Origin of the sequence: Dyadobacter sp. BHUBP1 (assembly GCF_050587785.1) — a bacterium.
In the GTDB taxonomy this organism is placed as follows: domain Bacteria; phylum Bacteroidota; class Bacteroidia; order Cytophagales; family Spirosomataceae; genus Dyadobacter.
The window spans coordinates 32,942-56,031 of sequence record NZ_JBOBIH010000013.1 but is presented as its reverse complement, the minus strand read 5'-3'; the positions used below and the strand labels follow the sequence as shown (position 1 = coordinate 56,031).

The following is a 23,090-nucleotide window of genomic DNA, read 5'->3' as shown; positions in this document are numbered from 1 at the left end:
TAGTGTCAAAGAAAGTTTTCATGCATTATTTGTCAAATTGACAATATATTTCTCGCACATACTGCTTCTATATCGGCATAACCAACTCATCATTTTTCCAACATTATATTTAATTTATTGATGAGCAAATGTAGATAACCCCAGGTGTTTATCATGAGTATTTTTGTTAAAACTAATGCCACAAATGTTTAATAAGGGGTGAGAAATGAAAAATGAACTACAAAACCATATCATGTCAGTGTCCCTGAAATTTTTGATGATTACCTGGATTGGCCTGCTGTTTGTGCTGCCCCCTGCTTGCAACGCCGGCGGGAACGATTTACAGTTGAACTTTACCGCGATCACATCCCTAGACGGACTCTCGTCCAATACCGTTCATACGATTTTAAAGGATCGCTATGGTTTGCTATGGTTCGGCACCGACGACGGTCTGAATAAATACGATGGAACGGACTTTACCATTTACAGGCATGACAGGTCAAATCCTTCAAGCCTGGCGTCCAACGACATTTCCTCGCTCCATGAAGACAAAGCTGGCCGCGTCTGGATCGGCACGATACAAGGTTCCCTGCATTTGTACGACCGCCGGAAGGATACCTTTGTCCGTGTTATCGGCAACGAAAGCGTCACGGCGATTACAAGCGATCACAAAGGCCAGTTATGGGTGGCTACCACTGCAGGGCTTGTGCTCGTGGACCCGGTAACGTTCAAGACAACCCGGCTAAGCCAGCGCGCCGGCGTTCCTGATCAACTTCGAAACGGATTGGTGCAGAGTTTCTTCGAAGATCCGCAAGAGCATATGTGGATAGGAACAGAGACCGGCCTGTTCCGGTTTGACTTCAAAACCAACCACTTCACTCGCATTGCCTACGGAGAGAATGCGCCCTCCTCCAATGCCAATCAGGTAAAGGCAATTAATGGCGACAAAGCCGGCAATGTCTGGGTAGGCACATTTAACGGCTTGTACAAATTTTCACCCGACGGTGCTCTGCTTCAAAGCTTTAAATACCAGGCAAACGACCCACATTCCATCAGCAGCGACATGATTTACGCTGTGGCGGCAGAAAACCGTGAGATGCTCTGGGTCTGCACGGATGGCGGCCTGAACCTGATGGATATCAAAACCGGAAAAGTCACCCGCTATGCGCCCGACGCCCGCGCATCTTTCAGCCTGACCAACAAGTCGATACGAAGCATCCTCATCGACAAACAGGGGATTTTTTGGCTGGGTACTTACAAGGGAGGCGTCAATAAGTTTGACAAAAACCTTACCACTTTCGCGCTGAAACGATCAAATCCTTACGATCCTCACGGGCTAAGCGCTTCATTTGTGACTTCATTTGCTGAAAAAGCAAACGGCGATCTTTTCGTGGGGACTGACGGCGGAGGTTTAAACCTTTATCACCGTAAGACAAACCTGTTTACCAAAATTCCGGTCCTGCCCCAAAATAAACCGGGATGCTCAGGATTGGCGATCATGGCGCTGGAATTATCCGGTGACAAACTATGGATCGGCAGTTTCCACGACGGGCTTTTCGCATTGGATACCCGCACCGGGAAATATCGTCAATTTACTCAAGGTGCGGATCCTTCATCGCTAAACAATGACGACGTTTTTTCGCTGCTGACCGACACGCAGGGCAAACTCTGGATAGGGACCAACGGCGGAGGTATTAATGTTTTCGACCCTGAAAAACAGCGATTTGAACGCCATTTCGATGTCAGCATCCCAATCGCAAAACGTATGATTCCCCTGAATGGCTACATCAGGGATATTCTGCAAGACAAAAACGGCAACATCTGGATCGCCTCGCACGGGACCGGCGTAGCCATATTTGACCCGGTTCTGAAAAGGGCCGTCCAATACGATAAGCTCAACAGCACGCTGCCGGGAAACAATGCGCTTTCGCTTTATCAGGACAGCAAAGGTGTTATCTGGGTCGGTACCGGCGGCGAGGGATTGGCCCGGTTCGATGCCAAAACGCGCAGCTTTACAGTCTTTGATCAAAAAGCAGGACTTGCCAGCGGGGTCATCAATAAAATCCTCGAAGATCCGCAGGGGCGTATCTGGGTAAGTACGGATCAGGGAGTGAGCTACCTCGATCAAACCACTAAAAAGTTCACCAACTACTCTCCGCACAATGGTTTGCAGAACAATACTTTTATCCTGGGCGCCGGTATCAGAACACGGGACAACCTGTTGTTTTTCGGCGGCATACAAGGCTTCAATTACCTGGATACCCGTTCACTCAGGCAGAACAGCAACCCGATACCCGTAATTTTGAAAGAGCTCAGGGTGGGCAACAAATCCATCACTCCTGCGGATTCCACGACGCTTAGCGAGCATATTTCGGTCGCCCAATCCATACATCTGGCATACAAACAAAACTTTACCCTCTCCTACTCGGCGCTGAATTATTCCGATCCGTCGCAAACCGTGTACCGCTATCGGCTGGACGGTTTCGACAGCGAATGGCATGATGCAGGTGTTTCCCAGACTGCCGGCTACACCAACCTTTCTCCGGGAACCTACCGATTTGAGGTACAGGCAAAAAATCGCAACGGGAACTGGAACAGCCGGGGAGCTGCCGTCGAAATCGTGGTGGAACCGCCCTTCTACATGACCGTTTACGCTTACATTTTCTATTTGCTGAGTTTTATCGGCTTAATGTTCGTGATCAGGCGCAGAGGTATCCAAAGGCTTGAAAACAAATTCAGACAGGAACAGTTTGAAAGGGAAATCGAGCGAAAGCGGGAGCTCGATGAAATGAAAATCAAATTCCTCACCAATCTTAGCCACGAGTTTAGGACGCCTATTTCCCTCATATTGGCACCACTCGACCAGTTGCTCAACCGGGCGGCGCTTGCCGAAAACACGCCGCATTTGCAGGGCATCAAGCGCAATGCCAGGCGGCTGCTCAACCTGGTCGACCAGCTGCTTGATTTCAAAAACCTTCAGGAACACGAATCGAAGCTCGAAGCCATGCAGGGCGAGATCGTCTCCTTCATTCATGATATTTCGGAGTCTTTCAGGTATCTAGCCCAGACAAAAGGCATTGAGTATGTTTTCGAAAGCCAGGTAAGCACCCTATACATGGATTTCGATGCCAACAAAATCGAACGCATTATCCTGAACCTGTTATCAAATGCATTTAAATACACCCGAAGGGGCGGAAAAGTAACGCTCTCGCTCTCGCAGACGGAAAACGCGGGGCAACGGCTGCATATTAAAGTGTCGGATACGGGCGTCGGCATCCCGGCCGATAAGCACGGAAAAATCTTTGAGCGCTTTTTTCAGCATGATACTGCTGCTTCGATCCTTAATCAGGGAAGCGGCATTGGTCTTTCTATTGTCAGGGAATTCGTCCAGATGCACAACGGCTCGATTCATCTGGACAGCGCGCCCGGGAAGGGAAGCACCTTTACGGTAATGCTCCCCTGCGGGACTCTGGCCGCTAATGTGAGCTCAGAACCGGCAGTTACTGTAATTTCCCGTGATGATCAACCGGAGCGTGCCGTGGTCTCCGGCGCGCGCGCCGTGCCTTTGCCCGCAGCCGAGCTGCCTGCTGAAATTCTGGTCATAGAGGATAACGACGAGTTCCGGCATTATCTCAAAAGTAACCTTGAATACCACTACCGGGTAATCGAAGCTTCGACCGGGTCGGTGGGATGGCAGAGAGCACTCGCCCAGCATCCGCAGATCATCATCAGCGATATTGCCATGCCCGAAATGGATGGTATCGAGCTGAGCCGGAAGATCAAATCCGATAAACGCACGGCCCATATTCCGATCATTCTTTTGACGGCTTCGGCGGGTGAGGAACACGAGCTGCGCGGATTGAATTCCGGGGCAAACGACTATCTGACCAAGCCTTTTAATTTTGATATTTTAAATGCCAAAATCAACAACCTGCTACTGCTCAACCGGCTTTTAAAAAACACATATACCAGGCAGATTGACGTCACCCGGCCTGAGCCCCAAATTGTGTCGGGCAACGAAAAACTGATCAAGAACATTCTGGCATACATTGATGAAAACATCAATAACAGCTCCCAGCTCAGCGTCGAAAAACTAAGTAAACAACTGGGAATGAGCCGTGGCACGTTATACAGCAAGCTACTCGAAATCACCGGACAAACGCCCATCGAATTTATCAAGGCGATCAAGCTGGAAAAGGCGGCACTCCTGCTCGAAAAAAGCGATATGAACATTGCGCAGATTTCCTATGCCACCGGGTTTGCCGCACCCAATTACTTCACCAAATCCTTCAAGGCCAAATTCGGTGTACTTCCGTCAGAATACATACAGGCCCGCCGAAATTTCTTGTCTTTCCAAGGGTAAAAATGTTAGAATGAAGGAAACAAATGTTCAATTCAGCGGCTATGATGCCGTGGCGGTTAAGTGTGGCGTTGACATTTCCTGAAATTTACTCAAACTTTGATTGGTACAAGTTTTTGTCATTTTAGTCCATATCTATCACGCATATGAAAGACCTTCTACTAGAATTTCATTTGAAAAGGCCCGGACAATGGTTATTAATGATATTGATGGCAATCCTCTCGGCGAACCCCGTGCTGGCGAAAGTTGCTGACAAACAGGTAACCGGCCGGGTAACCTCAGAAGACGGGGACGCGCTCCCGGGTGTGAACGTGACCGTGAAAGGATCCAGCGTCGGCACCAGCACCGATGCGAAAGGTGATTTCACAATCAATGTACCCTCGGAGAGCAGCGTATTGGTGTTCAGTTTTATCGGATTTGGTAAACAGGAAATCGAGGTCGGGACAAAGACCCGCATTGATGTAAAGCTCGCGACCGAAAACCAGGCACTGGAAGAAATGGTCGTGATCGGGTACGGCTCCCAAAAGAAATCGTCGCTGACCGGCGCGGTATCTTCGGTTTCTCCCAAAGAACTTACAGCGCTTCCCGTGGTGAGCGCCGAACAGGCGCTGCAAGGCCGCGTACCGGGCGTACGCGTAGTGAACAACGGTAGCCCTGGCCAGACGCCGATCGTCCGGATCCGCGGGATAGGTTCAATCAACTATGCTTCCGGACCGCTCTATGTGATCGACGGAATCCCTTCCGGCGACCTCAATAACCTGGACCCTAAGGATATTGAATCCATGGAAGTACTCAAAGATGCCAGTTCGGCGGCGATTTATGGTTCGCGCGCCTCCAACGGGGTCATCATCATTACCACCAAAAAAGGATCGCAGGACGGCAAACTGCATGTGAATGTGGACACCTATTTCGGCACGCAGTCGGCTTGGAAAAAGCTGGACCTGCTCAATACCGACCAATACATTCAATATGCGACTGCTTTGCTGGGTAATGCCGGTATCGCGATGCCGGGCAGACTTTCCGATCTGAATAAACCTATTTACGAAGGAGCCACCCAGACGTTTGCCCAGACGCACACCGACTGGCAGGATGTCCTTTTCAGAAATGCGCCCGTGCAACAGCACCAGCTTTCGGTAAGCGGGGGTAACAGTGTATCCCGCTTCTTTACGTCCGCGGGCTATTTCGATCAGGAAGGCATTCTGGTAGGAACGAATTACAAACGGGCCAATTTCCGGATCAACTCCGACCATCAGATCACTAAATTCCTGAAGATCGGCCAGACACTGACTTTTTCTTACGACAAAAGCCGCGGAGAGCAAGGCTTTGGCGGAGGGCGCACGCTGGTCATGCAGGCTATCCGGAACCTGCCGTATTGGCCCGTCAAGGACCCTACCAAACTGGGAGGATACAGCTCTCCGACCGCTGCCGACGGAAGCGACCCGGATAACCCGCTGCGGATCACCCAGATGGACGTCTCGCGCAGCCAGCGCATTAAAGTGCTCGGCTCGTTGTTCGCGGAACTGAACCTGACCAGTTTCCTCAAATACCGTTTCAGTTTCGGGGCCGATGTGGTGAGCGCGCTGTCCAACGATCAATTCCCGATCTACAACGACGGCTACAAGTCCCGTACCCAATACGAGATCCGGAACGGACGCACCGCCTACTACTCGCCGGTGATTACCAATCAGCTGACCTTTGACAAAACATTCGGCAAGCATATGCTGAACGTCACTGCGATCGTCGACAAGCAGACATTCCGTACCAACACGCTCAACGGCTCGGGTTACAGGCCTAACAATGACATAGACCAGATGCAGGGCATTTCCAATCCGAATGCGAATAGCTCGCTGGACGAAAGCGCGCTCATTTCGTACGTCGGCCGGTTGAACTATGAGTATGACGGCAAGTACCTGCTTAGCGGATCGGTTCGCCGGGATGGTTCCTCGCGCTTTGCGCCGGGTAACAAATGGGGTACATTTCCTTCCGTGTCCCTGGGATGGCGCCTCAGCGAAGAGGAGTTTTTGAAAAACGTTCCCGAAATTTCAGAACTTAAAATCCGCGCCAGCTACGGCGAGACCGGTTTCAATGGAATCGGGAGTTACGCCTGGCAATCGCTGGTGCAGGCGGACAATTCCAATTATGTTTTCGGAGGTAGCAAGCTTTTAGGCTCCTATTTCAGCGCCCTGGGCAACACCCAGCTGAAATGGGAAAGCACCGCCATGACCAACCTCGGTATCGACCTGGCTTTGTTCAACAACAGCCTCACATTTACCGCTGAACGCTACAACCGCAATACCGACGGGCTCTTGCTGGAAGTACCTATCCCGAATTCGCTGGGTTACTCGTCCTCGCCATTGTCCAACATCGGAAAGATGAAGAACTGGGGATATGAATTCCAATTGGGTTTCAATAAAAACGACGGTGACTTCAAATGGAATGCTTCTGTAAATCTGGATATTACCCGAAATAAGGTGATAAGTCTGGCCACAGAAAACGCATCCATATTCTCGGGAAAAAATGACGACTTCGGCGGCTTCGACATTACCAAAACAGAAGCCGGGCACCCGATCCAGTCGTTCTATGGATGGAAAGTCGACGGTATTTTCCAAAGCCAGGCCGAGATTGACCAGGCCAATGCCATTGACGGCAACGACCAGACCAAGTATCAGCCTGCCGCGGCACCCGGCGATATCCGCTTCAAAGACCTGAACGGCGACGGCATTATCGACGGCAACGACCGCGAGTACCTGGGTAGTTTTATTCCAAAATTCAGCTATGGGGGTAACTTCGGCGGCAGCTACAAAGGTTTCGATGTAACGCTGTATTTGCAGGGTGTTCAGGGCAACAAGATTTACAATGGTACCAAGGTGATCGAGCAAGGTATGCTGCGCCTGTTCAATGCTGGAACCGATGTGCTGAATGCGTGGACCCCGACCAATACCGACACCGATGTTCCCCGCGCCGTGAGCGGCGACCCTAACAACAATAGCAAAACAAGCGACCGGTTTGTGGAGAACGGCTCTTATATGCGGATCAAGAACTTCAGCATCGGATATACGATCCCTTCCAAAGGACTTTCCGCGCTGACCCGGAACACCATTACCAAAGCCCGTGTGTATGTTTCGGCAACCAACTTGCTCACATTCACCAAGTATTCGGGCCTGGATCCGGAAATCGGCGCCAACGGTTCGTCCACGGCGACGGGCACACAGCTGATCAATGGAATTGACTACGGCATGTACCCGCAGCCCAGGACATTACAGGTAGGATTGAGTTTTGGTTTCTAATCACATTTGAAAAAGCATTGCAATGAAAAGAAATATCATATTGGCGCCAACACTTTTACTGGGCATGGTCCTTTCCTGTAACCAGGATGTGCTGGAAAAGACCAATCCCAACGGTGTTACCGTCGAGAATTACTATAAAAACGGCGCCGAACTGACCAGCGGCGTGACCAGCGTGTATTCCATGCTCAAAGCCAACAACCTGGTAGCGCGCGAATGGTTCTTTCTGCACGATCTCCGGAGCGACGATATGGCCGCAGGCGGTGGGCAGCTGGAAACGCCCCGCAACCAGTTGCTCCTCGGCACGCATGACAGCGGCAACTCGGTCATGGGTACCGTGTGGCTGGCCTATTACCGGCTCATCCACCGTGCCAACTCGGTAGTGGACAACTCTACCGCGGTGGCCGACATTCCGGCGGCCGACAAGGCCCGCCTGCTTGCCGAAGCCCGCTTCCTGCGTGCGTATGCCTATTACGAGCTCGTGAGCATGTGGGGCGGCGTGCCTTTGTATAAAAACTACGTCTTAACCGTCGACGGAAGCCTCCCGAGATCCCCTGAGGCCGAGGTATATGCCTACGTAGTTGCCGAACTGAAAGAAATCCAGGACCAGCTCCCGGCCACGTACAATGCTGCAAACCAGGGAAGAGTGACCAAGGGCGCCGCGCAAATGCTGCTGGCGCGGGTTTTCATGCAGCAAGGCGACTACGCAAATGCCAAAACGGAATTGTTGAAAGTGTATGATTCCAATCTGTACGCGTTGGTCGACAACTACAACGATAACTACCTGGAAGAAACCGAATTCAATAAGGAGTCCATTTTCGAAGTCAACTTCTATCCTTCCGGCGGAGTTTACAACTGGGACGGAGACGGAAACGGCGCTACGGCCGGAACCGAGACCGTGCGCACGCAGGAATATTCGGCGATCGGCTGGCGTAACGTAATCCCTTCAAATGGTTTGCTCAATGAATTCGAAAAAACCACCAAAGGCGACGCCAAGACCGATCCCCGGTATGCGGACTCCTTTTATTTCACGGGGGAAAAGTACAATAACGGGGCGTCGACGTTGACCGACGGCCAGCAGAACGGCAGCTCATCGGTCGTGGATGGCGTTACCCAAAAGATAAGCTGGCAGAAATATTCGCTGATGTACAAAATGAACGAGTCGTTCCTGACCGGCGGAATCAATCAGCGGATCATGCGGTTTGCGGAAACCATACTTTCCCTGGCGGAAGTGGAAAACGAGCTGGGCAATATTCCACAGGCCGTCAAATACCTGAACATGACGCGTGCACGGAAAAGCGTTTCAATGCCGGCCTACCCTACCGCGAAATATCCGGTTACTACCAAAGACCAGGTGTTTGCCGCGATCATGCACGAACGCCGCGTAGAGCTAAGCGGCGAGCAGATCCGCAACCGCGATATCCTGAGATGGCGTAAAAACGGCAAGCTCAAAACCGAGCCTATCGCCTATTTCCAGGCTAAAAAACATGAATTACTGCCTATCCCTCAACAGGAAGTAGATAACAATGCAAAGATTGACGCCAAAGATCAGAACCCGGGTTATTGATCCTGGAAATAAAGAAGCAAAGGCAGGACGGCACCGGTTTACTACCGGTGTCGTCTGTTTGCTATCTACATTAATTATCAGCACATTCATTTCCTGCGAAAACAAAAGCGACGCCTTGTTCCGGCTGCATACACCGGATGAAACGCGGGTCAACTTTGTCAACCGGCTTACACCTAATGACTCCATCAATCCGTTCACTTTCACTAATTTTTACAACGGGGGCGGCGTCGGGATCGGAGATGTGAACCAGGACGGGAAACCCGATATTTTCTTCGGCGGCAACCAGGTCAGCAGCAGGCTGTATTTAAGCAGGATCGATACCGTCTCCCAAAAATGGGCGTTCGAAGACGTTACCAAAAAGGCCGGCGTCACCACTACCCGTTGGTGCAGCGGCATTTCCATGGTCGATATCAACCAGGATGGGCTGCTCGACATTTACATCAGCGTGGCAAGTCATATGAAAATGCCGGATTCTGAAAACCTGCTTTTTGTTAATCAAGGCAACGGAGCCGATGGCGTGCCGACGTTTAAAGAACTCGCGAAAGCATACGGGTTGAATATCCGTGCATTCACTACCCAGACCGCCTTTTTCGATGCGGACCTGGACGGCGACCTGGACGCCTACATGATGAATACCGCTCCGGACCTGCAAAATCCGAATTTCATCCGCAAGACTTACCACGACGGCTCCTATCCGAGCACAGGTAAATTTTATATCAATGAAGGCCCGCAGGAGAACGGATTGCCCAGGTACACCGACATTTCCAAAGAAGCCGGTGTGAAATATGAGGGCCTTGGACTAGGCCTGGCTGTGAGCGATATGAACAAGGACGGTTACCCGGACATTTATTGCTCCAACGACTTCATCAGCAGCGATATGCTCTACCTCAACACCGGGAAAGGCGCAAAACCGCTTTTTAACAATGTGATCAAGGAAGCCACCGCCCACACCAGCCTGTTCGGCATGGGCGTAGACATCGCCGACATCAATAACGATACGTATCCCGACATATTCCAGCTCGACATGCTGCCCGAAGACAATCTGAGACAGAAAAAAATGCTGGCCGGCCAGGATTATGACCGGAAGGAAATGAGCATTTCGGAGCAGTACGGTTATCAATTGCAATACATGCGAAATATGCTGCAACTGAACCTGGGCCCGCTTCGTGACAAAAGCAGAAATGTTCCCGGCACACCCCGGTTCTCCGAAATAGGGCTACTGGCGGGTATTTCCAAAACAGATTGGAGCTGGGCGCCGCTTATCGCCGACTATGACAATGACGGTTTGAAAGATATTTTCATCACAAACGGTTACCGGCGCGATGTGACCGACCGCGATTTTATCCAGTTCAAAGAAGATTTTTCAAACTTCGGTACCAACGATTTCAAGCAGCAAAATGCGCTGGAACTGATTCAGAAGGTTCCCGAAGTAAAAATCCGCAACTATGCTTATAAAAATGCGGGAAATCTGACCTTTCAAAATACATCCAAAGACTGGGGGCTCGACGAATTGTCGTATTCAAACGGCGCTGCCTACGCCGATCTGGACGGTGACGGCGATCTGGATCTTGTAGTCAACAATATTGATTCGGAACCATTCATATATCAAAATCAAAGCCGCGAGCAAGAGCGCACCCACTTTCTTTCTATCACCTTCAAAGGCGATCAGGGAAACCTGGCCGGGATCGGCTGCAATGTTACAATATGGCAGGGGAAACAAGCGCAGTACGCTGAAATGTATGTCGTGCGCGGCTTTATTTCCTCCGCCGGTACCGGGCTGCATTTCGGCTTGGGAAATAGCGGATTAGTCGATAGCCTGCTGGTAACCTGGCCGGGAGGGATGTCCCAAAAGCTTTACAAGGTTGCTGCTAACCGGCATTTGGAGCTCAGGCGCAAAGATGCCAAAGCCGTAACTCCAACAGCTCCCAAAGCGCCTGAGCCACTTTTCAAGGATGTTACCGATGAATTAGAGATCGACTTCGTGCACAACAAATCGACCTACATCGACTTCAAACAGACGGCGGCACTCCACAAAATGCTCTCCAAAAGCGGGTTCGCCATCGCGACCGGCGATGCAAATCAGGACGGTCTGGACGATTTTTTCGCCGGGGCAAGTTATCAGAAGGGAAAACCCTGCATTTATTTTCAACAGGCATCGGGCGCATTTACCAAACGCGAAATCGCCCAGGATTCGCTACATGAAAATATATCGGCAACATTTTTTGACGCGGACGGTGACACAGACCAGGATTTGATTGTGGTCAATGGCGGCAGCGAAAGGCCCGAAACGGATCATGCATTCTACCAGGTGCAGTTGTATTTAAATGACGGCCGCGGCAATTTCAAACTTGCACCCGCCGGAAATTTCCCCGCCATTTCGCTAAGCGGTTCCTGCGTGGTTGCCAATGACTTTGATAAAGATGGCGACGCAGATCTGTTTATAGGCGGGCGGATGGTCCCGGGCAAATATCCGTTGCCTGCGCACAGCTACCTGCTCCGGAACGATTCACGAAACGGGAAACCGGCATTTACGGATGTTACCGCATCCTATTGCCCCGATTTGCTCTCGGCAGGAATGGTGTGCGCCGCGATATGGGCCGATGCGGACAACGACGGCCTGGACGATCTGGTAATCGCCGGGGAATGGATGCCGATACGAATATTCAAAAACCACAAAACCAAATTCCGCGAAACCGAATCCATCAAAACATCCCTATTGCCCTATTCCGGCTGGTGGAACAGTCTCGCAGCAGGAGATTTCGATCATGACGGCGATATTGATTTCATTGCGGGTAATGAGGGTACCAACACATTTTACCGGGCGTCGGAGCGCGAGCCGGTGACATTGGTGGCAAAGGATTTTAACAACGATGGTACATTCGACCCATTGATAGGTTATTTTATCCAGGGAGTCTCCTACCCCAGCGTTCCCCGTGATGCGCTGAACCAGCAGGTTATCCAGTTCCGCAGGAAATACCCGCATTACATCGATTATGCCAAAGCCACCTTTGACGATTTATTAAGCGCAGACGAGAAGAAAGGCGCCTATTCGGCAAAAGCAACGTTTCTGCAAACCGCGTACGTTGAGAACAAGGGGAATGGGCGTTTCGAAGTAAATGCATTGCCCGTAGAGGCGCAAATAGCGCCCGTATTCGGGATTGTGGTGACAGACGTGAATGCGGACCATAACCTGGACGTGATCCTGTCGGGCAATTTTTATCCCAACGAGGTTAACATGGGCAGGCAGGATGCATCTATGGGTCTTTTACTGCTTGGAAACGGCAAAGGCGCATTTTCTCCGCAGAATCCGGCGAAAAGCGGCCTGCTGCTCCCAGGCGATGCCCGTTCCAGCAAGCTGCTTCGGGGCCCGAAAAATCAGCGGCTGTTGTTGACAGCCGTGCATTCCAAAGGCGTTGCGATCCACCGTATTTCGCCGGAGGCGATGAACCATCACCTACCATAGCCGCGGATCAGGGACAAGCCTCGTTATCTGGAACCGGAGATTTATGAACAGCTTCATTGCCGTTCATCATCCCAAAAATTATACAAACAATATTTACTTAAACACAAAGCTCCTTGTCCTAACAGTATGCGCGCAAAAATAGCCCATCGCGCCGCCCACTATATTTGTTTTGGGGTTGGAAATCACAGCCGAATTTTGTTTCAGCGCTTGATCCAGGGAGTAATAGAAGTCATACACTGCAGTGTCAATGCATTGCAGGTTCACGGTAATCGTATCGCCAGGCTTGATATCTATGTCGTTATTTAAAATATGGCTCACCCTTGACCCATTGTTGATTTTGTCGTTATGCAGGTATATTTCCTGCGAGAGACTATCCTGGATAGCCAGCAGCAGATGATAAGAATTCCCTGGTCCCACCGGGTCGTCGTACACGGCCACAATGTCGGTCCCGTCACCAAATGTGGCTGATTTCGTGTACAGGCTGTCCAGTGCCACGGGTGCGGGCATCGTGGAAACCGAGGAGAACATTTCATCTCTCAGCATCACTACCAGCTTGTACGTGTGCCCGGGTGCGCCCGTCCAGGCGTGCGTCCGGTATCGGCCCGGACTTACTTCTGCCAGCGTGTCTGTGAATGATGTCGTCTGATCCGCGATGTAGACTTTGGCGCCGCTTACGGTCGGGAAATGGTTATCCTGGTCAAAATTGATGGAGCTCGTTATTCTTACCTCATACGGCCCGGGCTGGTCAGTGATATTGCCCGTAATGACATATTTGGGAGACGACGGATTTAGTTCGACATCGATCACTTTTTGACAGGAATAAAATGCGGTCACGCAAAATGCGAACATCCAAACCGATGTTTTCATGATACTAAAATTTGAAATTGTAGGAAATAGAAGGCACCCATCGGAACAACGAGGTCTGGAGTGCCTGGGTCTTGGCCGGATTGTCCGGGTCAGTCTGGAAGGTGATCACATAAGGGTTTTGCCTCCCATAGGCGTTATAAATGCTCAAAGCAAGTTCCGAAGAGAATCGCTTACGCTCCCTTAATTTGACGATAGCGCCCAGGTCCAGTCTGTGGTATGCAGGTCTTCTGTATTGGTTTCGCCCGGTATAATAAGGTATCGCCTGATCGTCGACTTCATATTTGCCACTCGGGAAGGTAGCAGCGTTGCCGGTGTAGTAAACAAAATCGGCCGATACGGTCCATTTCTTCGATAATTTATACATTCCCACAATGGACAGGTCGTGGGTGCGGTCCTGGGTGGCAGGATACCAAGTGTTATTGTTTACGCCGTCGATTCGAAGCTCTGTTCGTGATAATGTATAAGACAGCCAGCCTGTTAACCTGCCTTCATTCTTTTTCACACTGAATTCAACACCGTAGGCACGTCCCTTTCCAAATAATAGTTGTGGTTCAATCGGCTCGTTGCTGTTCAAAATCTGGGCATTGTCCTTGTAATCGGCCACATTATGTATGGCTTTGTAGTAAGTCTCCACGCTCGTTTCAAAAGCATTTTCCCTTAGATTCCGGAAGAAGCCGAGCGACACCTGGTCGGCGACCGTCGGTTTGATAATGTTATTGGTCGCTACCCATTTGTCGATAGGATTGCTCGTAATGAAATTGGAATACAGGTGCAGGTACTGTGCATTTCTTGCATATGCAGCTTTGATAGATGACGAGTTTCCCAACTGGTAACTGGCAGATATCCGGGGTTCGAAATTCACATAGGTCTTAAAGATATGATTCGACGGGAATCGAAGTGTATCAACGATTTGCCGGTTGTCATCGAGCGTATAGAACCTGGAATCGCCTCCGAGGACCACAAAGGCACTTAACCGCACCCCGACATCTATGTTAAGTCTCCTTGTTGCCTTCCAACTGTCGCTGATGTAAACCGCATTTTCCCACGTCCGCGAATTAGCTGTGTCCGACACGGTGGGGCTGGCGGTGATAATTCCGGGCGTGATGGTATGGTGAATGGAATTAAAGCCAAAACGCAGGGAATTGTTGGTGTTTATATAGTAGTCCAATCCCTCCTTGAAGTTCCAGTCTTTGATGGACGACAACATATTGCCGTTAACACCTGCGGTATTGACATGGACTTTGTAGCGGTAATCGCTGTAAATAAGGGAGGTGTTTGAGAATAGTTTTGAATTAAAAATATGGTTCCATCGCAGGGTTAGCGTAGCATTGCCCCAGTCGATGCCCAGAATGTCCCCGAATGACAGCACGTCTTTGCCATAGTAGCCGGAGACAAAGATCCTGTCTCTGTCGGTAAATTTGTAATTCAGTTTGGCGTTCAGATCATAGAAATACAGGCGGTTATTCCGAACGGCGGAATCGCCCGAGAGACCGAGGAATGCATCGGCATAGGTACGCCGCGCACTTACTAAAAATGATCCCTTACCCTTTACGATCGGCCCTTCCACATTCAACCGGGCGGCAATCAGGCCCACTCCTCCGCTTGCGTGGTACGACTGATCATTTCCGTCATTCATTTTCACGTCCATGACCGATGACAAGCGCCCTCCATACTGCGCCGGCTGGTTGCCTTTGTATAGGGTAAGGCTCTTGATCGCATCCGAATTGAAGACGGAGAAAAAGCTCAAAAGATGTGACGGGTTATAGACGATGGCCTCGTCCAGCAGGACAAGGTTCTGGTCGGCAGCACCGCCTCTTACGTAAAAACCGGTGCTGCCCTCGCCGGCTGCCTTCACTCCGGGCAACAGCTGGACGATTTTCATGACATCCTTTTCGCCGAATAATACCGGTAGCGAAGCCAGTTGTTTAACATTCAAATTTTCTCTTCCCATCTGAGGCGATGTCACTGCCTCGTTTTTGGCTTTATCACTAATGCGTACTTCCTGTAATGTGTTCGCTTCGGCTGTTAACGTCACTTTTAATTTATAGTCCCTATCAAGCAGCACCCTTTCGGAATATCGTGCATACCCCATATAACCTGCAGTGATAATGTAGGAGGCCGCGGGAAGGGAAATGGAAAAGAAGCCGTATTCATTCGTTACCGTCCCCTGCTGGGTACCCTCGATGCTGACAGTGGCGCCAATCAGAAACTCGCCGGTTGCTTTGTCGGTCACGGTACCACTGATCGTATGCATTTTCTGGGCGACGCTGCTTAGGCTGGCAAAGAGCACCAGACTAACTGTAAGTATTTTGTTCATCACGTTGAATTAAAGTCGAACAAAACTACTTTTTCGTACCTATGGCGCTTTTGTGAATTATAGAAAGCGGGCTAACTTTTATACCAAAGCTGCCGGGCATTATAGAACACTAATCTGTGTTCGGGCAATAGAAGTATGGAAGTTATGTTTGTATAATAAAGCAAGCGGTTTGTATAATTCAGGATTTGAACAGAATCGGGAGCGTTATCTTGGAGTTGTGAAATGCAGACAACATAATGGAATCAGCCAATAAGCTCTCAGCTCCGGACAAATATATGGAGCTTCTGATTGCACGGAGATACCGGCTATACAGGCATCTGGTACTGATATTGATGCTGGGCACCTTTGTATTAAGCATGGAGCCGAGCAGCAGCAATACACCCCACAACCTGATAAAATTGCGCTTCTTCGTTTTTTTCATGTCCCTTCTTTACGCCAATATGTATTTGCTGGTCCCGCATTTTCTTTTCAAAAGCAAGCCTGGCCAATTTGCAGCGGCCATAGCATTGTTTATAGCATTGGCATATCCCCTGGTGTTCTTCAACGATGAGGCAAGCAGCTTTTCGACAACGCCTTATTGGGGAGTGGCAAAATATATCTTCATATCGCTGGTATGGGTTGCGGCCTGCACGGCTATCAAACTATTTCAGCGCTGGTTGATAGATTCCCAACGAATCAGCGAATTGGAACATCTGACAAAATCTGCTGAATTGGAACAGTTAAAAAATCAGATCAACCCCCATTTCCTGTTCAATATGCTCAATAATGTCAATGTTCTCACGCAAAAAGATCCGGAAAAGGCGTCGCAGGTATTAGAGAAACTCAGCGATTTTTTGAGATACCAGCTATATGACAGCGCAAGGCCAAAGGTGCTGCTAACCTCCGAGATACGCTTTATCCATGACCTTCTCAACATGGAAAAGATAAGGCGGGATAATTTTCAATTTATTCTTTCCAGGGAAGGGCAACTCTCCGGTATTCAGGTAGCCCCGTTGCTGTTTATTACCTTCGTTGAGAATGCGGTAAAACACAGTCAGGATGCCGACAACAGGTCCTGGATTCAAATCTATTTTAGTATCCAGGAAAATGCGTTAAGCTTCAAATGCGTCAATTCAAAACCTCCATGGACGGCGCCCTCACCAGGTTCCGGTGGGCTTGGACTGACCAATGTCAAACGCAGGCTTTCTTTGCTTTACCCGGATAAGCATATACTGAAAACAGAGGATTCGGCACAAACGTATTCGCTAAGCTTAACCATAAAGTTATGAGATGTATCATCGTTGATGATGAACCCTTGGCACGAGAAGGCATTGCGTCGCTGGTAAGTAAAACACCGGAAATACAGCTCGTCGGAAGCTACAACAGTGCCCACGCAGCCGCCAGGTATCTATCCGAAGAAACGGTCGATCTGCTGTTCCTGGACATTCAGATGCCGGGAATGAACGGTATCGATTTTGCGAAATCCGTACCTCCATTGACATTGATCATTTTCACAACGGCATACGCGGAATATGCTTTGGATAGCTATGAAGTTGACGCCGTGGATTATCTGATCAAGCCAATTAAAATCGAGCGTTTTCAGAAGGCAGTTCATAAAGCAGCCAATTACCTCGACCTATTGAAATCGAGTTCCGCAGTAATCAATAGCATTCAACAAATAACCGACGACTATTTCTTTGTAAAAGCGGAAAGACGCATCTTCAAGATACGATTTAGTGATATTCTTTTCATCGAAGGTTTAAAAGATTATGTCGTGTTACAAACCGTATCGCAAAAAGTCATCACCGCAATGAACATTAAAACCATCTATGATCAATTACCCAAAAATACATTTGCGCGCGTAAGCAAGTCATACATTATCAATATGAGCCAGGTAACCTCTTTTGATAACAACACTGCCTTTATTGATAAGCACGAAATCCCGATTGGTGACGCCTATCGGACGCAGTTTTTTGATGAGTTCATAACAGGGAAATTATTGAGCCGGAACCGGTAATATGCCCTACCATGCCATACCGCCCTTTAACTTCTGATCTCTCTTCGCATAAACAGATAATAAGAATATGCAAAGCAGAGAAAAGTCGCGGCTAACAATCCCGACAATTGGGGCCAGACCACCATCAGGCTTTCGGTAAACGGAAGTGGTGCAGGAATAGCGCCCGCCATTTGCTCCATTGTCATCGGACCCAGGCTTCGCACCGATGGCATCAGCAGGGTGGTCGTCGCATCGGAAAACAACTGGCTTGGTGCCAGGCGGAGTATATTCAGCACCATTTCATTATACCCTACCAGATCCGTCTCGCTCAGGATGGTTTGCTTGGGAATAAGCGCCCCGATTACCAAATTGACAACAATCTGATAGAATACAGTAAAAAATAGCCACACGCCGATCGCTGCGAGCGCGGAAGTGGCCGTTTGTTTGAACGCAATGGAAAACAGGATCGACAAACTCAGCCAAAACCCGACATAAACCACAGCCAGGACGGCGAAAGTGAAAATTCGGAGCACTTCGGCCGGCTCGATCCATACCCCTGTAATCGACAAGCCTGCTCCGATCATAAGCAAGACAAGGGTAAAAAACAGGGTGCCTACAATGATTAATGCACTCACAAATTTTGCCAGGATCAAATTGTCGCGGTATACGGGCTGAGCCATCAGGCGGATCAACGTGCCGTTATTCTGTTCGGAATTGATCGCATCAAAGCCCAGCGCTATGCCGAGCAATGGACCGAGAAAATTCAGGAATACATGAAACGGAGGCATCGTGCCGTCTGTGGTGGTAAGCAGTTTCAGGTAGAGAAACGTGCTGTCCGGGTCCTGCATATTTGAAACTGCGCTCCTGATATTGCTCATTGAGACATATAACGCCCCCAAAAATGTGAGCACCAGCAAAGCCAGCAACAGGATAAGCCGCCAGCTCCGGATGTGGTCCGCCACTTCTTTATCAACCACCACCCGAAATGCGGTCGACGGATCAGCTGCGGGTTCACTTTTTATTAACGTACCTTTTGAAAAAACTGCGAGACTTTTCATTGGCATTGTTTTCGATTAAATTGCTATCAAAGTATTTTTGATAAATTTCATCAAGTCCGAATTCCTTCTTGTGGACACCCATTACGTCAAGCCCCCTGGCGACAAAGAAACGGACAATATCGGGCGTAACATCCGAAGCGCATGCGATCTGCACGACGTTTTCGGTAATGTGCAACTCTCGCACGTCCGGAATGTTTCGCAGTTCATCACTATATTCCCAGGAGGCTGGTAAAGGTTCTCTCACTATGACACTCACCGAGTAGGAATCTTCGGCAAAAAGGCTCTGTGAAAGCTCGTCAATATTTCCCTCCATTTGCATTTTACCCGCAGCGAAAATCCCGACGCGGTCACAAACCATTTGCACCTGGTGCAAATGGTGGGAAGATAATAAGACGGTCAATCCCTGTTCCCTGCTCAGTTGGCGTATCAGCCCAAGGAACTCTTTAACGCCAGCGGGGTCGATGCCGAGCGTGGGTTCGTCGAGGATGATTACTTCCGGCCGCTTGATTAAAACTTCCGCGAGACCGAGCCTTTGCTTCATACCGCGGGAAAATACAGACGTTCTTTTAGATGCCGAATCGCCCAGGCCGACCAGTTCCATCAGATCCAGCGCGCGTCGGTGTGCCTCATTTCCAGGGACGCCGTTTAGTTTCCCGGTATATACCAGGTTTTCAAGGGCTGTCATGCTTTCGTAAAAACCAACGCTGTCGGGCATGTAACCTACCTTGCGCTTTACCTGAATGGGATGGATCGTGGCATCGATTCCGCACACCAGCGCTTTGCCCGATGTCGGTTCGGTAAGCCCGAGCATCATCAGAATGGTCGTAGTCTTCCCTGCTCCGTTCGGGCCTAACAAACCGAATATTTCCCCCTTTTCGATTTTCAGGTTCAGATCATCGACTGCCTTCAGAGAACCGTAACATTTAGTCAACCCCTTCAAATCAATGACAGGATTTTCCATACTGTTTATCGTCTACCGTATTTTCTGATTAACCTGAATATCAAACCGATGGCAAGTAAAATAACGAGAATTCCGAGCCAGCCGGATAGTAAGGACGTTTTGACGGTGATCCGGAAAGCAGCGTCAGCGTTGGCATTCGGGGTTTTGGCCGTAAACGTGGAAACGTAATCCCCGGCTATCGTTTTGTCCGGAACATGCACCTTAGCCGTTACTTCGATAGAACCGGATGGGTCTATACGCTCGACTTTCGCCGGCTCAAAGGTAACCTGCCATTTGGGTGGTGTCTGGGCTGTCAGTTCCACATCGGCAAGCGGCAGGGTGCCCGTGTTCTTGATTGTACACACGATCTGCTCCACGCTGCCTTCGGTGACATTTTCACTAAGCCGTCCGGAAGGGGTCGTCAATTCAATCTTGTAGGCACCTTTGAGAACCGCTTCAAGATTGAGCTTAAGCGTGTCGACCGGCGAAACAGCCGTTACCGGAATGGCATATTTTCCCGGCTTGGAATAAGGATTTGCAGTGAATTCGACAGATACTTCCTGCGTCGCACCCGGTTCGAGATGGATCGAGGTGACAGGACTGCCCAAAGTGCGGAAGGATACCAGCCAGCCGGTGGGTATTTTCGCATCCAACGCATAAATCTTCGCCTGACCCGACCCGTTTTTCAGCGTTGCCGAATACCGGAATGGCTCGTTCGCACTGGCTTCCAGATTAAACAAGTTGGTCTGAAAAGAAGAGCTTCCGTTTGGTTTACCCGAAGGCTGTGCCTGTGAACTTACCGAAAGGGCGGCTGTGAAAAGTAAACCGCAGATGGAATAAGTGTTGTACTTTTTTAAGAATGGACAAAAAAGAGACATAATCTAACAAACAAAAGTTATCACTAAGTTTCATTTATTAAAGAATGGTTGCAAAGCCTCGATCGGCCTACGCACTCTAATTGCCGCGAAAATAAAAAATGAGTGAATTTTTCAAAAATCTGTTCAATAAAATTTCACCTCCTGCCAGGTTTGTCAGTTTTCTGCAGTGTAAATCTGTCAGAAGAGATGTCAGGACCCTGAAAAAATTTCCGGCAAATCCAGATTGGAACGCAGTTTGAACCAGTGTGGTCAGGCAGGCGATAACGGCCGGCCGAAAGTTCATTACTCATTGTTCAACTTTTTAAAAAGGAGGTTAATTATGTCACTCATCAAAAGGAACGGGCTACTGCCCGCAACATTCCCGGCGCTGTTCGACGATTTCTTTGGCCGCGAACTTTTTAACTGGGGTAACAATAATTACTCGGCCACCAGCACGACAGTGCCTTCGGTAAACATCCGCGAGACAGGCGACAATTTCGAAGTTGAAATGGCCGCTCCCGGAATGGACAAAAATGACTTCAAGGTCGAGCTGGATGGCAATACGCTCACCATCAGTTCTCAGAAAGAACAGAAGCAAGAGTCCGACCATGAGGGATACAGTCGCAGGGAGTTCAGCTACCAATCTTTCCAGAGAAGCTTTGTCCTTCCAAGAGACGTGGTCGACGTCGAGCACATAGCAGCCAGATATGAGAATGGCCTGCTTCATCTGACCATACCTAAACAGGAACAAGCAAAACATAAAGCTCCAAGGCTTATTGAGATTGCTTAATAGAAAAAAGAGGGTTTGCTGAGCAAGCCCTCTTTTTTATTGACGTCGCCCTGGTGTATCGTTTATCTAATCACCGTATTTTAAAAATTAAACCCAAAATGCAAACCCGGCTGCCCGAAGAAGAATCTGGACCATCTGTCGTCAACTTGTTTAAACGAATCGGGCATTTTTGATTGATATGGGCGGTGGGTAACAGCTATTGATGGTTGTATAAAAAGCCCGTCCTTGAAAAGTTTAATATGATAACCAACAGAGTAAGTGTTAAATATTTGAAAGCCCTTATCTATCTTCTTGCCGTTGTCATTTACAAAAGTCTGAAAAGCAGGCATCACGTCAACCTGAGCAAAAAGGCCTTTCCACAGAAATCTTTGGTAATTAAGTGAAACTCCGCGTTCGCGAATATAACCTGGAAATCCTTCTCCTTCTGCTTCATATGATTTTCCGAAAGGGATACCGATTGGCCAGGCATACTTCCAGGTTTTAAATTCAAGAGAAATAACATCCCTTCCTGTAATCCGATAACCTAAGTTCAGATAGATCATTTCAGGCGGATTGTTGTCAGGTATCAGATTAGCAATCATAAATAAAGTACTGCCCATAAAGTACCTTCGGTAAGTAGTGTCTTGTCGGGAGTATTGAGCTTTAACTTGCAGACTACCTGCTATCATTAAAATCAAGGCGGAACGTAAAATTTTCTTTTGCATGTTTACTCTTATTATTGCATGATACTGCAAAGGTAGCTTGGCACGTCGCCTAAATACGTTCACTTAAGTTAAGAAATGAATCCGTACTGGACATTGAAGAAGAAGATACGAATTTGAACCTGAGTTACCTGCTGAATTGAGCCGGCAGACAGTCTGAGAAGTATGGATTCGCATCGCCACAGGGCCAACGTAATAGTCTAATGGAGGGGTTTTGTGAATTCGCTAATGTTGGCTTTGCGGGGGCGTTCCAGGCAAACGGATGATGACCAGGGCCGTCCTCAATGTCAGGTGCTGAGAGAAAATGACTCTTAATCATTGTTTTTTTCTACTATCCTTGCCCGTAGCCTGCTCAATGATTGTGGTTTTATTCCGAGGTAACTCGCCAGCTGGTGTTGGGGAACGCGTTGAATCAGATCTGGCCTTTTTTGTAACAGATTCAAATATCGCTGTTCGGGCGAAGATGTCTTAAACTCATCAAAACTAATTTGTTGCTTCGCCAAAAATTCCTCTGCCAATATTCTGCAAAGGGTTTCAAACTTCGGAAACTTGCTAAATATTTCGTTTTCTATATCAGGGTTTGAAACTAGCAGAATGGTGTCGTTCACACAAGATACGTAATATTCTGACGGCGCTTTATTGACCACACAATGCGGCGTCAATGCTTCCATTTCTGTGTAGAAAGCGGTGGTCCTCTCCTCTCCGTCTATTATGTAGTACGTCCGGATACAGCCTTTAAGAACAAAGTACCCATCATCAGATTTTTCTCCTTCTCTGAGTAAAATTGTGCCTTTTTTTAATGAGTGGAATATAGCCAAAGAAAGGACTGCGCTCTTCTCGTCCTCTGTTAATGAAACGTATCTTGATATAAAGCCAAATAATAAATCTTGCATTGTTCTACATTGTTACTGTCTCCGTTTTACACTCGCCAT

General features: G+C 48.9%; 14 protein-coding genes. 7 read left to right on the top strand and 7 right to left on the bottom strand.

What is annotated here, in order from left to right; all coding sequences use genetic code 11:
* Positions 1–205: 205 nt before the first annotated feature.
* From ACQ4MZ_RS29745 to ACQ4MZ_RS29730, 4 genes are all read left to right on the top strand, one after another.
* On the top strand, positions 206–4,342 hold the full coding sequence (locus ACQ4MZ_RS29745) for a hybrid sensor histidine kinase/response regulator transcription factor (protein WP_430851397.1): 4,137 nt from the start codon (positions 206–208) through the stop codon (positions 4,340–4,342).
* Between the two features lie 143 nt (positions 4,343–4,485).
* A complete protein-coding gene (locus ACQ4MZ_RS29740) occupies positions 4,486–7,626 on the top strand; it encodes a SusC/RagA family TonB-linked outer membrane protein (RefSeq protein WP_430851394.1) in 3,141 nt (1,046 codons plus the stop codon).
* A 22-nt stretch (positions 7,627–7,648) separates the two neighbouring features.
* Positions 7,649–9,190 carry a RagB/SusD family nutrient uptake outer membrane protein gene (locus ACQ4MZ_RS29735; protein WP_430851392.1) on the top strand — a complete coding sequence of 514 codons (1,542 nt, stop codon included), beginning with the start codon at positions 7,649–7,651 and terminating at the stop codon, positions 9,188–9,190.
* Complete coding sequence (locus ACQ4MZ_RS29730) at positions 9,150–12,653, top strand: VCBS repeat-containing protein (protein ID WP_430851390.1); 3,504 nt, start codon at positions 9,150–9,152, stop codon at positions 12,651–12,653. Before ACQ4MZ_RS29735 ends, ACQ4MZ_RS29730 begins: the two co-directional genes overlap by 41 nt.
* A gap of 93 nt (positions 12,654–12,746) precedes the next feature.
* Here the strand turns inward: ACQ4MZ_RS29730 and ACQ4MZ_RS29725 are convergent, their stop codons facing one another.
* Together ACQ4MZ_RS29725 and ACQ4MZ_RS29720 are read right to left on the bottom strand one after the other, a co-directional pair.
* Positions 12,747–13,520 (bottom strand): DUF4249 family protein, encoded by a 774-nt coding sequence (locus ACQ4MZ_RS29725; RefSeq protein WP_430851388.1) that lies wholly within the window; start codon positions 13,518–13,520, stop codon positions 12,747–12,749.
* 4 nt (positions 13,521–13,524) lie between these two features.
* Positions 13,525–15,837, bottom strand: a complete 2,313-nt coding sequence (locus tag ACQ4MZ_RS29720) for a TonB-dependent receptor (RefSeq protein ID WP_430851386.1) — start codon at positions 15,835–15,837, stop codon at positions 13,525–13,527.
* Positions 15,838–16,355: 518 nt separating this feature from the next.
* Between ACQ4MZ_RS29720 and ACQ4MZ_RS29715 the strand changes: the two genes are divergently transcribed.
* The gene (locus ACQ4MZ_RS29715) at positions 16,356–17,105 is read left to right on the top strand and encodes a sensor histidine kinase (RefSeq protein ID WP_430851384.1); all 750 of its coding nucleotides are present in this window, start codon (positions 16,356–16,358) and stop codon (positions 17,103–17,105) included.
* Positions 17,102–17,833 (top strand): LytR/AlgR family response regulator transcription factor, encoded by a 732-nt coding sequence (locus ACQ4MZ_RS29710; RefSeq protein ID WP_430851382.1) that lies wholly within the window; start codon positions 17,102–17,104, stop codon positions 17,831–17,833. The genes ACQ4MZ_RS29715 and ACQ4MZ_RS29710 overlap by 4 nt, the downstream gene beginning before the upstream one ends.
* A 26-nt stretch (positions 17,834–17,859) precedes the next feature.
* Here ACQ4MZ_RS29710 and ACQ4MZ_RS29705 read toward each other — a convergent pair whose 3' ends face one another.
* The 3 genes from ACQ4MZ_RS29705 to ACQ4MZ_RS29695 are packed head-to-tail and all read right to left on the bottom strand — an operon-like array spanning position 17,860 to position 20,688.
* Complete coding sequence (locus tag ACQ4MZ_RS29705) at positions 17,860–18,870, bottom strand: ABC transporter permease (RefSeq protein WP_430851380.1); 1,011 nt, start codon at positions 18,868–18,870, stop codon at positions 17,860–17,862.
* Positions 18,824–19,831, bottom strand: coding sequence for an ABC transporter ATP-binding protein (locus ACQ4MZ_RS29700; RefSeq protein WP_430851378.1), 1,008 nt, complete (start codon positions 19,829–19,831; stop codon positions 18,824–18,826). The genes ACQ4MZ_RS29705 and ACQ4MZ_RS29700 overlap by 47 nt, the downstream gene beginning before the upstream one ends.
* Positions 19,832–19,836: 5 nt before the next feature.
* Positions 19,837–20,688, bottom strand: a complete 852-nt coding sequence (locus tag ACQ4MZ_RS29695) for an NEW3 domain-containing protein (protein ID WP_430851376.1) — start codon at positions 20,686–20,688, stop codon at positions 19,837–19,839.
* Positions 20,689–21,007: 319 nt separating this feature from the next.
* On the opposite strand from ACQ4MZ_RS29695, the gene ACQ4MZ_RS29690 reads away from it, so the two are divergent.
* Positions 21,008–21,457 carry an Hsp20/alpha crystallin family protein gene (locus ACQ4MZ_RS29690; protein WP_430851374.1) on the top strand — a complete coding sequence of 150 codons (450 nt, stop codon included), beginning with the start codon at positions 21,008–21,010 and terminating at the stop codon, positions 21,455–21,457.
* 80 nt (positions 21,458–21,537) lie between these two features.
* On the opposite strand, the gene ACQ4MZ_RS29685 is transcribed toward ACQ4MZ_RS29690, so the two are convergent.
* Positions 21,538–22,161: a hypothetical protein gene (locus ACQ4MZ_RS29685; protein WP_430851372.1), complete on the bottom strand. Its 624-nt coding sequence runs from the start codon at positions 22,159–22,161 to the stop codon at positions 21,538–21,540.
* A 308-nt stretch (positions 22,162–22,469) separates the two neighbouring features.
* The gene (locus ACQ4MZ_RS29680; protein ID WP_430851370.1) at positions 22,470–23,051 is read right to left on the bottom strand and encodes a Crp/Fnr family transcriptional regulator; all 582 of its coding nucleotides are present in this window, start codon (positions 23,049–23,051) and stop codon (positions 22,470–22,472) included.
* Between the last annotated feature and the right edge of the window lie 39 nt (positions 23,052–23,090).